This is a genomic window from Acinetobacter sp. YH12117, from assembly GCF_013418865.1.
Classification (GTDB): domain Bacteria; phylum Pseudomonadota; class Gammaproteobacteria; order Pseudomonadales; family Moraxellaceae; genus Acinetobacter; species Acinetobacter indicus.
In genome coordinates this window covers 21344-32998 of the sequence record NZ_VPBF01000033.1, presented here as the reverse complement: position 1 = coordinate 32998, position 11655 = coordinate 21344, and the positions used below count along the sequence as shown (strand labels likewise).

Below are 11655 nucleotides of genomic sequence, written 5' to 3'. Positions count from 1 at the left end.
TAATGATATTAAAAATCTGTATTGTTCTTATCCTGGGAATAGAGTGAGGTTGGAACGGTTATTAAAATCTTTTAAACAAGGACAATTAGAAAAAAGCTATATAGAAAATAGTTTGAATAACTGTCAAAAATAGAAATAATCGCCTCTTAATTGGAGGCTTTTATTTATAAATGTTATTTACAGTTCTAAGAATACAACGTTTAATCACAACTAATATTATTTTACAGTAGCATAGATCAGTGCCCAAACAATCCCGATTCCTCTGTATTGGTGGCTTCCTCAACGGAACTCAAGTCAAAGACCAAGGTGACAGCTTTATCTGTGTCGAAGAAGGTAAAAATGTCACCTATACCAAAAAGGAAATTTTCCATCAAGATGCTTGGGATCATGATTATTATGTTTGTGAAAGTACGACAGACCAGCAAGCACACAATTGGGTTTATGATATTCCATCGTATTAATTGAATCTATTTAGGACATAAATTAAACAATTACTAGAAACAATAACTTGCATAACATTTCTAAAATTGATTTTTCATACTGTTTTCCTAAAACTGTATGAAAATAAAGCTAATAGGGAATGTTATGAATTATGAAATCGATGCCTTTGGCACCTTGGTGATTGCAGTATTTTTTCTTTTTATTGGGCGGTATCTTGTTAGTAAAATTGGCTTCTTTAGAAACTATAACTTACCTGAACCTGTAATCGGCGGTCTAATCGCAGCGATTACAGCTTTTATTCTCTATAAATTTTTTAATATCAGTGCCACATTTGACTCAGAAACTCAAACCATTCTGATGCTGATGTTCTTTACCTCTGTTGGTTTAAGTGCAGACTTTACCAAGCTCAAAGAAGGTGGGAAATCACTGCTGATCTTTCTGGTCTGTGTCATTCTATTTGTAGTTGTACAAAATGCGGTTGGCATGAGTTTAGCCACAGCACTTGGGCTTGATCCATTGATTGGTCTGATTGTCGGTTCTGTTACCTTAACGGGTGGACATGGTACTGCCGGTGCTTGGGGTGAAGTGCTTGAAACTCAATATGGAATACAGGGGGCAATTGTCCTCGGAATGGCAAGTGCTACTTTTGGTTTGATTATTGGTGGGCTTGTGGGTGGTCCGGTTGCCAAATTCTTGATTAAACGAAATCAGTTGGCAGAGACAGTAGCGCAAGAGACTAATGAACAACAGCTTGATGCGAATATGAATACCGCACCCTTTGAATATCCAAAGAAGACCCGACTCATTACAGCCAGTAATGCGGTATCAACTTTGGGGATGTTTGCACTATGTATTTTTGTCGCCAATCAGATGACAGAAATCAGTCAGGGAAGATGGTTTGAACTGCCGACCTTTGTCTGGGCCTTAGGGACAGGGGTGATTGTACGTAACTTTCTGGAGCATATACTGAAAGTTGATATTTTCGACCGTGCCATTGATGTATTTGGCAACGCGTCATTGTCCCTGTATTTATCTATGGCTTTACTGTCACTGCAACTCTGGTTGCTGGCCGATTTGGCAGGCCCGCTCATTACCATTTTGTTTGCGCAGACAGCGGTACTGATTTTATTTACCGCAATTGTGACCTTTAGAATCATGGGAAAAAATTACGATGCAGCCGTATTGGTAGCAGGGCATTGTGGTTTTGGTATGGGAGCAACCCCGACTGCGATTGCCAATATTCAGGCGGTCACCAATAGCTATGGTCCATCACATAAAGCCTTTTTAATCGTACCGCTGTGTGGTGCATTTTTTATTGATATTGTGAATGCTGTGGTGATTCAGAGTATCATTGCATTTTTCGGTTAAATTTTAATACGACTTTAAAATCATATAGACATGAAAAAGCCCCATGGTTAGGGGCTAGTCGTATGCACATCTAGGGCACATACTGTAAGAGGCTCATCTCATACTGAGCGTATTAAAGCACACTCTTTCAATTCAACCTACGAAAGTTTTTTCTGATCTTCTGATCATAAGGAGAAGACCACAGTTAAAAGTGGGGGGGAGAAAGTTTTATTGCTCAAAAATAAGCATTTTTTATCTGGAATTTGGATGTTTTGAATTTCTCATTTCATCGTTAAATGGTTACAAAAATTTTCCAATAAGACGGAAAATATTACACGGGAATAAAAGAATTTAATCATTTACCAAGTTAATTAAAGTAAAAGTTATATAACTATTCATCTTTTTAGTCATGCAAAATAGCTTGAAATTAAATCAGATATTCAGAAGCAGAATTTGGTTTTTATCCCTGATTTTGGTGATTTTTTAAAACAGCCCATAAAACAATAAATAACAATAATGACAATAGTTGTTGTCAAATTATCTTTATGCTCATGAATGAAGTTATACATATAAAAACTTCAGAAAAATAATAATTTATGGATGAGCGTATGAAAGGAAAACTGGTATTCAATAGCCTCAATATTGCGGTGTGTAGTGTCATATTGTATGGCTGTGGTGGCGGAGGTGGAGATTCTTCCGGTTCAGGAACATCTTCAAAAGTAGAACGGGAAATGGTGGAGGTGTTATCCACCCGGCCAGATTTAATTACAGACTCGGATGTATTGCTGAAACTGGATCTGCCCGATGATATTCAAACTACGGCGTTGAAAGTGTCCCTGAATGGACAAAATATTAGTGATGCATTTGCCAATGAGCAGCGCCAAGCCTTAGTTGAAGGACTTAAACTGGGCGATAATCAACTCAAGGTTGAAGCAGGGCGTTATTATCAGAATTTAAGCCTGATCAATCATCCTTCGAGTGGACCATTACTGTCTGGCCCGCAGTTAAAGCCCTGGACCTGTACCAATGCGTCGACCGATCAGTTCTGTCAAAAGGCTGTGCAATATAACTATTACTATAAAGATCGTTTGGGACTCATTAAAAGTTATGACCCGGCACAACCGCCGGCCAGCCAGAATATTGCCACCACCACTACCGATGAAGGACTAACGGTGCCATTTATTGTGCGTGAGGAAGTGGGCTATCAGAACCGCGATGAATACCGTTTTGCGGTGTTGTATGATCCAAACCAGCCGTGGACCGCCTTAAAGCCACAAGCGCAATTTAACCATAAACTGGTGGTCACGCATGGCCAAAGCTGTGGTAATGATTACCAGTCTGCCTCTGCGCCAACGGTCATTGCCACTTCAAGTTCCATTTTGCCTGATGTCACCATTTTGGCTTTAGGCCGCGGCTTTGGGGTGATGTCGACTGCACTGTCTCATAGCGGTCATAACTGTAATCTGGCAATTCAGGCCGAATCGCTGATTATGGCCAAAGAGCGTTTTATTGAGCAGTATGGCACCTTGCGCTATACCATCGGGCAGGGCTGTTCAGGTGGTGCGCTGGCAGCACAATGGGTGGCCAATGCCTATCCGGGAATTTATCAGGGGATTTTACCCACTTGCTCATTCCCTGATGCCTGGAGTACCGCTTCACAGTTCGCCGATTATCACCTGATGATTAATTATTTCCAGACTCCAGAAGGCCGTTTAAGCTTCTTGCCGCATCAGATTGCGCATGTTCAGGGACATATTTCTGAAATTAATGGCTATGTCAGTGAGCTGGCCCAGTTTGATGTGGCGCGGCCAAATACCATCTGCAAGGGAATTTCATCGGCGCAGTTATATCATGCCACCAATAATCCTCAAGGCATTCGTTGCTCGATTCAGGATGCTGCAATTAATTTGCTGGCCCCACGTCCAACGGAGCTGTGGACCGAAACTGAAAAACGGATTGGTCGCGGTTTTGCCGGCCTGCCGATGGATAATGTCGGGGTACAATATGGGCTGGACAGCTTGATGAAAAACATCATTACCCCAGAACAGTTTGTACAGTTAAACGAAAAAATAGGTGGCGTGGATATTGATATTCAGGCGGTGCCTGAACGTCTAGAAGCCAATTATACGGCGCTGAATAATGCCTATCGCAGTGGCTTAATTAATGTCGGAAACAACCTGAATAAAGTGGCGATTATTGACTGTCGAGGTCCGGACCCGGCGCTGTTCCATGATTCCTATCGTGCCTTTGCCATTCGGGCACGACTGGAAAAAGCGCATGGCAATTATAATAACCATGTGATTTATGGCGGTGATCTGGTCATGATTGCCGATGCCAAATGTCTGGAAATCAGCTTTAATGATATGGACCGCTGGTTAAGCAATGTCGAAAAAGACTTAAGTGATTTGCCTATTGCCACCAAACTGACCCAAAACAAACCGGCAGATGTAAAAGATGCTTGTATTACTGCCGGCATCATTAACCGCGAGAATCTGTGCAGCACGCTCAGATTACCGGTATATGGCACACCGCGTATGGTGGCCGGGGACAGCCTGACCACCTATGCCAACAAGTGTCAGCTGAAACCTTTAAATGTGTCGGATTATGGCAATACGGTCCGCTTTAGCAATGAACAGCTCCAGCGATTGCATCGGGTTTTCCCGCAAGGCGTGTGTGACTATAGCCAAGCCCCAGTTGGCTTTGCTGACACCATTGGCTGGATGAGTTATCAGGATCGGCAGGGCAGCGTAGTTTATGGAGGACAACCTTTGCCTGCGGTCAGTTCATCGGCTGCACGCGGCTGGGCATCTAAAGCTTTCCAGTTGTTTTAATTCTTCACACATTTTTGTTTCACAAAAACCAGTGATTTTTCACTGGTTTTTTATGATTCATTTTGATTTTTAGTTGAAAATTCATGTAATATAGCGGCGGTTATTTCGCCGGTGTGTAGATGGTAGGCAAATAACCTTTGGTCGAATTAAAATGTTAACCAGATCTCATTAATTCGCTGAATTATCAGGTTTTTTAGCGAGAAAGCCCAGATAAGCGTTGTAAAATCATTAGATTAAATTTACTCACAATTATTTTGATTAATATGAATTATTTCATATAATTACAATGATTTATCACAAAATGGACAAATCCCGGAAAATAGTGATAGCTGATTCCGGGTTGTGACACTAAAATGGGTCTGAAAAATTAAAACAATCATAGGGTGAAGGATTATGGATATCACTGAGACGGTGTTTGACTTCAAAGCCTTATCCACACCACAACAAGATTATTTTTTTGAAAAAATTGCCGAGTTTGATCAGCAGGTGTTTACGTTAACCTGTGAAAAGGAGCTAAAGAAATATCTGTATGACCCGCAGGCAATTTCGGTCACTATTATTCAATATCATCATCGTGGCAAACTGGTCGGGCAGACCATTATTCCACTGTTGGCCTTAACCCTGTTACATCAGCCAATTCTGGTGGTCAACTCACGCGCCAGTTTTTTAAAAAGCTATCGCCATCAATACAACCATAAAATCATCAACAGTGCGCTCAAAGCCATGCTGAACCAGCGCTTTAAATATCCTTTAACGCCCATGTGGTTTATTGCCACCATCAACCAGCCGAAGCTTTATGCACATTTTATATCACGTGTTCAGGGCTTTTATCCACGCAGTGATATCCGGATGCCGGAGGATTATTTAAGCGTGTTACAAGTGATGGCCAGCCGGCAACACGACATCCAGAAGCGTGATGAAGATATTTATGTCCACCAGACCTGTGTTCCGCTGCGTAGTGAAGAAGAACTGCAACAGTTAAGAGTGCATGCCAATCCGCATTGCGATTTTTTTCTGCAACATGCACCGGACTATTTTGATGGCATCGGCCTGATGTGTATTTGCCGTTTAGACAGTAAAACCCTGACCGAAACGGCACTCAACTTTGCTTTGGACCGGAAGGTGTCTTAAGGCGCCAGAAATTTTAAATCGGCATGTTCACGGATGCTGTCAGCATCCAGACTGAAAATCGCATCCATAAACGCCACATTAAAACTGCTAACCTGTGAACTTTGCGCGTGGGCCAGTTTCCCAGCAATAGCAAAATGGACATGCGCGGCAATGGTGGCAATGGTCACCGAACTGACCGCGGCATAAGCAGCAATTAAAGCGCCCAAGGCACAGCCGGTTGCGGTGACTTTGGGCTGTAATTCCGAGCCACCATTGACTTGCACCACCTGTTCAAGCTGTCTGGACAGAATAAAATCGGATTCACCGGAAATGGCAATACATTCGGCATGCGCCAAGAGGCTTTTGGCCTGTGCATATACCGCGGTGCTGTCCAGGGTCGAATCAACACCTTTGGATTCTACCTGTGCGCCGGCCAAGCCGCCAATTTCCGACGCATTGCCGCGAATCACACTCGGTTGAAAGGCCAATAGCGCATCAACCATATCTGAGCGCCATTTTAAGACGGGCCCATAACCGACCGGGTCCAGCACCCACGGTTTGGCAAGACGCTGGGCCGTTTCTGCCGAAATCTGCATGGCCTGCATCTGTTCGCTGGTCGGTGTGCCCAAATTAATACTTAAGGCGCTGCAAATACTGCTAAAGCTTTCTGCTTCAAAAGGATTATCAATCATGGCCGGTGATGCACCGGCAGCCAGCAGAATATTGGCGGTGTAATTGGTGGCGACACTGTTGGTGATACATTGCACCAGTGGTTGCCGGGTTTTAAGCAGGCTCCAGGCTTCAATAATTTTTTCAATCATTGCCGCGGTTTCATCGGGCAGGCTGCTGTCAAGAGTGGAAAGCTGTTCTGGATAATTCATCAGTTACCCCTTTATTGGGTAAAGTAGTGGTCTTGCTGTTTACAGCGACGGCAGAACAAGGACACATAATGCTGGGCATCATAATCGACATCCAGTTCATCCGAGCCGCAGTGCATACAGCGTTTTAAGGCATAAAATTTTAAGCGCGGTTCAATCTTTTCCCAGATTTTCCAGATCGGTTGTACAAAGATCATTTCATCATAATTGAGAAAACGGAAAAATAGAATTTCCACCATTTTGCTCATCGGTAGTTGTGGTGGATGTGGCAGCGTGGTGGTCATCCATTTTTCTTGCAGGCCACGTTCACGGTACTGTTCTACGGTTTTTTTCAGCAGATTGGTATTAATGAATTTTTCATTGCGCGGCTGTAATAATTTCTGGCCATGCAGATAATCCAGCGCGGTTTGTACCAGATAAAAAATCTGACCCGCTGCCAGGCTGTCCAGCAGGCGAAAACACAGGCTTTTAAAACTGTTATTGCCAGAAATTTGCACCTGCCAGATGCGGCAATAAAACTGCATGAACTGCACCACTTTTTCATACATCAGTTCATAGATGGCATCTTTGACTTCATCTGAACTGTGAAAGGGCACGCCCTGACTCAAATTCTGGTAAAACCATTGTCGAAGCTGATGGGTAATACTGAACAGGCTCGGCTCCGAATAACCGTCCAGCCGCACATTCACATAATACTGGCCGGCTTCATCGGCAAATTCCTTGGCCACCAGAATCTGCTGGTCAAGCAGCTGTTTGATCAGCTGTTTCTGATATAAATAGTTGGGTGAAAAAGGCTGGAATTTAATTCGCTCCCAGTAAATATATTCATCATGCTGGGTATTTTCATGTACCTGATCGTCCAGCATCGACAATAAAAACAGTTTCTGGATAAAGCTTAACTGATTCAGCTTGTGCTCAATCATGTCTTTATCTTTGCCTTTATTTTTGAGCTTGCGGTTTTCCTGTACCAGCGCTTCTTTAATCAGCTGTTTGCGTTTTTTTTCACAGGCCGGGCAATGACAACTGTGCAAATTGCCCGGATACACTTTATGTTCGCAGTAACTGCACTCGTGATAGCTCAGCTCCTGATCGTACTGTTCGGCTTCCACCCAATACATGGCAGCGCGGCACAGCGGACACGAGGTGCTTTCATCTAACTGTTTTTGCAGAATCTGGAGCATATTCAGGTGCAGTCATCATTTTAGAAATAGGATGTCTGGATTATACATGGCTGGGCCGCATTGGTTTGCTCAAAAAAACATAAAGCAGAAAACTTGGACACTATGCTGAATTTAAACGCCCTGACTTGAACAGCTCTTTTTCATAAAAAATACGGCAGGACGCCGTATTTTAAATGGAAGTTAGAGGAGAGAAGATTATACCGGACACGGTAGCGAATCATCCTCCTCACCAAGTTGCTTGGCCTGAATCAGCGCCTGTACTTTTTTGCTTGGGATTTTCTTGCTGCCCAGGGCATCATAGGTATTCAAAATAGAGGTAACTTCATTGGTCTGCATGGGAATGCCTTCACAGCTCATAAAGAGGGCAATCACTTTATGGTCGATGTTGGCCTGATCGAGGGTTTGCAGGGTTTTAATATTTTCTACACGGACGATATGCTCTTTTAAATACATCTCACACCTCTTCTCGTTTTTTCATCATTGTTATCATGCGCTCGGCGCCTTTAAATACAAGCAAGAAGCGTGCACAAAATGTAGCCGATTTGAAAATAATGTAATGACCTACGCTGAAATGGCGATCCATCCAACTGAAAGCGTCATTTAGCCGATAACTGTTTGACTCTAGAAGCGAAATTGAAAAGCTAAATTTGAATAAATCTCCCTTCGCAAATGCTGGCGAATTGTCACCGGATTTATCTTGACGAAGTCTAAATAAGCCTCTGTTTAGACTTGGGAAATTATCCGGTTTTATCTCGCAGTATATTTTTAGCTGCACAGATCACAGGTCTTTGATTACAGAATGTAGTCAAGTGGCAGCTTTATGTAGGAACTTGTATCTCAATAGCGCAGAATTTCAGGTCAGATGGGCAGAACAGCACCAGCATGGCGCAACACCAGCGCGAGAAGATTTTAGCGGGCAGATTAAGCTGTTGGATTCGCTGCATAATTCAGCATCTCTGTATTTTTAAACAGATTTAGTTGAATGATGAATTGAAAAGTTGTGGCCGGATGCCCATATTAGAACAGAAGCGCATTCAGCAGACAGACTGAAAAAGTTGGCGTATGATCAAGACATCATCCGCATAATGCCCCGGCGTATAAACAATTAGGACATGATATGAATATCGCAGCAAATCCAGTGGTTGAAGCAGACCAAACTATTTATTTAAAAGATTATCAAAAACCTGCATTTCTGGTGGATTCAATTAATCTGGATATTCAGGTGTATGCAGACCACACCATCGTCAATGCGATTTTGGAGATGCAGCGCCAGACCGAAGGTGATCTGGTGCTGCTGGGCCGTGACCTTGAGCTGAAATCTATTCATCTGAACAGTCAGCAACTGACCGAAAATGACTATCAGCTTGATGCTGAACAGCTGGTAATTCAGAATGCGCCAGATCGTGCACGTATTGAAACCCAGGTGGTGATTCATCCGGAAAGCAACACCATGCTGGAAGGTCTGTATCAGGCTGGTGATCTGTTTGTGACCCAGAATGAGCCGGAAGGTTTCCGTAAAATTACCTTCTATCCGGACCGTCCGGATGTGCTGTCGGTATTTACTACCCGGGTGGAAGCCGATAAAAAATATCCGGTGCTGCTGGCCAATGGTAACCTGATTGAAAAAGGCGAGGTCGATGCCCAGCGTCATTATGCGATCTGGCAGGACCCGACCAAAAAGCCAAGTTATCTGTTTGCCTGTGTGGTCGGCGATTTAGCGGTGCTGAAAGACAGCTATGTGACTTCTGAAGGCCGTAATGTGGCACTGGAAATTTATGCGGTAGAAAAAGATATTCCTAAATGTCACATCGCCATGGAAGCGTTAAAACATTCCATGCGCTGGGATGAAGAACATTATGGTCTGCCGTATGACCTCGACAACTATATGATTGTGGCGGTTAGCCAGTTCAATATGGGCGCGATGGAAAACAAGGGCCTGAACATCTTTAACACCTCTTGCGTGCTGGCCGATGAAGAATACACCACCGATGCAGCCATTATGCGGGTTCAGTCGGTCATCGCACACGAATATTTCCATAACTGGACCGGTAACCGGATTACCTGTCGTGACTGGTTCCAGCTGTGCCTAAAAGAAGGCTTGACCGTTTTCCGTGACCAGTCGTTTTCAGAAGATTTACAATCGGCCGCAGTACAACGGATTGATGATGTCGCTGTATTAAAAGCGCATCAGTTCCCGGAAGATTCTGGCCCATTGTCGCATCCGCCACGTCCAGATCATTTTGTTGAAATTAATAACTTTTATACCGCCACGGTGTATGAAAAAGGGGCGGAAATTAACCGCATGATGTCGACCTTGCTCGGCAAGGAAAAATTCCGCGCGGGTACCGATGAGTATTTCCGCCGTCATGATGGTCAGGCGGTGACGGTCGAAGACTGGGTTGCGGCACTGACTGCGGGTTCAGGCGTTGATTTATCGGCATTTTTAACTTGGTATAACCAGCCGGGTACTCCAAAACTGCAGGCACATGGCGAGTATGATGCTTCGACTCAAACCTATCGTTTAAGCTTTAAACAGAGCCTGAAAGCGCATCCGAAATATCCAGACCTGAAAGCCGTGCCAATTCCGGTGGCTTTGGCGCTGTTTAATGCTGAAACCGGCGAGCAATATGCGCTGCAATCTGAGGCCCTGTTTGAAAATGGCGTAAAAGATGGCGTGTATCTGTTTGATCAGGATGAGGCAACCATCGAATTTAGCGGCATTAATGCCAAACCGGTGGTGTCGCTGTTACGTAATTTCTCGGCGCCGGTAAATCTGGAATTTGATGCCAGTGATGCCGAGTTGGCCTTCCTGATGCAGTATGAAACCAACGGCTTTAATCAGTGGCAGGCGACGCAGACCTTGCTGGAGCGCATTTTGCTAAATGGTCATGCGGTAGAAAGTTATCTTCAGGCCATGAAAAACACGGTGCCGGCACTGGTCAATCAGGACCCGTTACTGGCCTCACGAATTTTTGATGTACCAAGTGAAGGTTATTTGGGCAGCCGGATTGATCAGCACTATAGTCCGGTGGACATTCAGGAAAAACGTGAAGCCTTGTTAAATACGCTGGCGCGTGAATTGGGTGCTTTCTGTAAGGAAACTTACTTAAGTCTGGACCCGGACCTGCAAAAAGAATTTTCACAGGCCATGGGCGTGCGTGCGCTGAAGAATATTATGCTCAGTCTGATGGCACGTCAGGGCGATACCGAAGCCTTTGATCTGGCGCATCAGCAGTATCAGAATACTGGCAATATGTCAGAACGTTTAGGCGCGCTACGTGTACTGGTCTGGAATGATGCACCGCAAGCCGAATCCTGCCTGCAGGATTTCTATGACCGCTTTAAAGATGAAGCGCTGTCTTTAGACCAGTGGTTTACTGTACAGGCCTCCCATCCAAATGCAACGGCTGAAACCATTCATACCTTAACCCAGCATCCGGACTATGATCTGGGTACGCCAAACCGCATTCGTTCGGTCAGTGGTGGTCTGAATATGAATCCGGTAAATACCTGGAGTTTTGGGGTGCAGCATTATATCCATCTGGCCAAATACCTCGATGAAAAGAACCCGATTTTAGGTTCACGTTTGCTGCAGGTGCTGTCACGCTGGTATACGCTGGATGAACCACAGCGCAGTCAGGTACAGGTGGCCCTGGAAACCTTGAAGCCCTTGGTGAAATCGAAAAACGTGGTTGAAACTTTAAACAGTATGCTGAATGTCTAAACCGGTGCAGCTTTCGCTCGAAAAAATAGAATAATGAAGATTTATTTTATTTTCTCGGTATTTAGCTGTAACTTTATGTGAACTTTCCCGCATATTCGCGGGGAGTATGCTAAATTAAGGCTGAAACGTGTTTAGATAATTTA

At 44.1% G+C, this 11655-nt stretch carries 8 protein-coding genes; 5 read left to right on the top strand and 3 right to left on the bottom strand.

Annotated features, from left to right (window positions below; genetic code table 11):
• Nucleotides 1-239 precede the first annotated feature (239 nt).
• The 4 genes from FTU55_RS11515 (at nucleotide 240) to FTU55_RS11500 (ending at nucleotide 5750) form a co-directional block, all read left to right on the top strand.
• On the top strand, nucleotides 240-461 hold the full coding sequence (locus tag FTU55_RS11515; RefSeq protein ID WP_168370162.1) for a hypothetical protein: 222 nt from the start codon (nucleotides 240-242) through the stop codon (nucleotides 459-461).
• A 124-nt stretch (nucleotides 462-585) separates the two neighbouring features.
• Nucleotides 586-1809: a sodium/glutamate symporter gene (gltS, locus tag FTU55_RS11510; RefSeq protein WP_180047124.1), complete on the top strand. Its 1224-nt coding sequence runs from the start codon at nucleotides 586-588 to the stop codon at nucleotides 1807-1809.
• Between the two features lie 587 nt (nucleotides 1810-2396).
• On the top strand, nucleotides 2397-4619 hold the full coding sequence (locus FTU55_RS11505; protein WP_104489194.1) for a DUF6351 family protein: 2223 nt from the start codon (nucleotides 2397-2399) through the stop codon (nucleotides 4617-4619).
• Between the two features lie 393 nt (nucleotides 4620-5012).
• Nucleotides 5013-5750, top strand: coding sequence for a hypothetical protein (locus tag FTU55_RS11500; protein ID WP_127798826.1), 738 nt, complete (start codon nucleotides 5013-5015; stop codon nucleotides 5748-5750).
• Here the strand turns inward: FTU55_RS11500 and thiM are convergent.
• The 3 genes from thiM to FTU55_RS11485 form a co-directional block, all read right to left on the bottom strand.
• On the bottom strand, nucleotides 5747-6610 hold the full coding sequence (gene thiM, locus FTU55_RS11495) for a hydroxyethylthiazole kinase (RefSeq protein ID WP_180047122.1): 864 nt from the start codon (nucleotides 6608-6610) through the stop codon (nucleotides 5747-5749). The genes FTU55_RS11500 and thiM overlap by 4 nt on opposite strands.
• A gap of 11 nt (nucleotides 6611-6621) precedes the next feature.
• The gene (locus tag FTU55_RS11490; protein WP_005178640.1) at nucleotides 6622-7788 is read right to left on the bottom strand and encodes a hypothetical protein; all 1167 of its coding nucleotides are present in this window, start codon (nucleotides 7786-7788) and stop codon (nucleotides 6622-6624) included.
• Between the two features lie 195 nt (nucleotides 7789-7983).
• On the bottom strand, nucleotides 7984-8241 hold the full coding sequence (locus FTU55_RS11485; protein ID WP_005178638.1) for a hypothetical protein: 258 nt from the start codon (nucleotides 8239-8241) through the stop codon (nucleotides 7984-7986).
• A 664-nt stretch (nucleotides 8242-8905) separates the two neighbouring features.
• Here FTU55_RS11485 and pepN point away from each other — a divergent pair.
• Complete coding sequence (gene pepN / locus FTU55_RS11480; RefSeq protein WP_104505379.1) at nucleotides 8906-11512, top strand: aminopeptidase N; 2607 nt, start codon at nucleotides 8906-8908, stop codon at nucleotides 11510-11512.
• Nucleotides 11513-11655 lie beyond the last annotated feature (143 nt).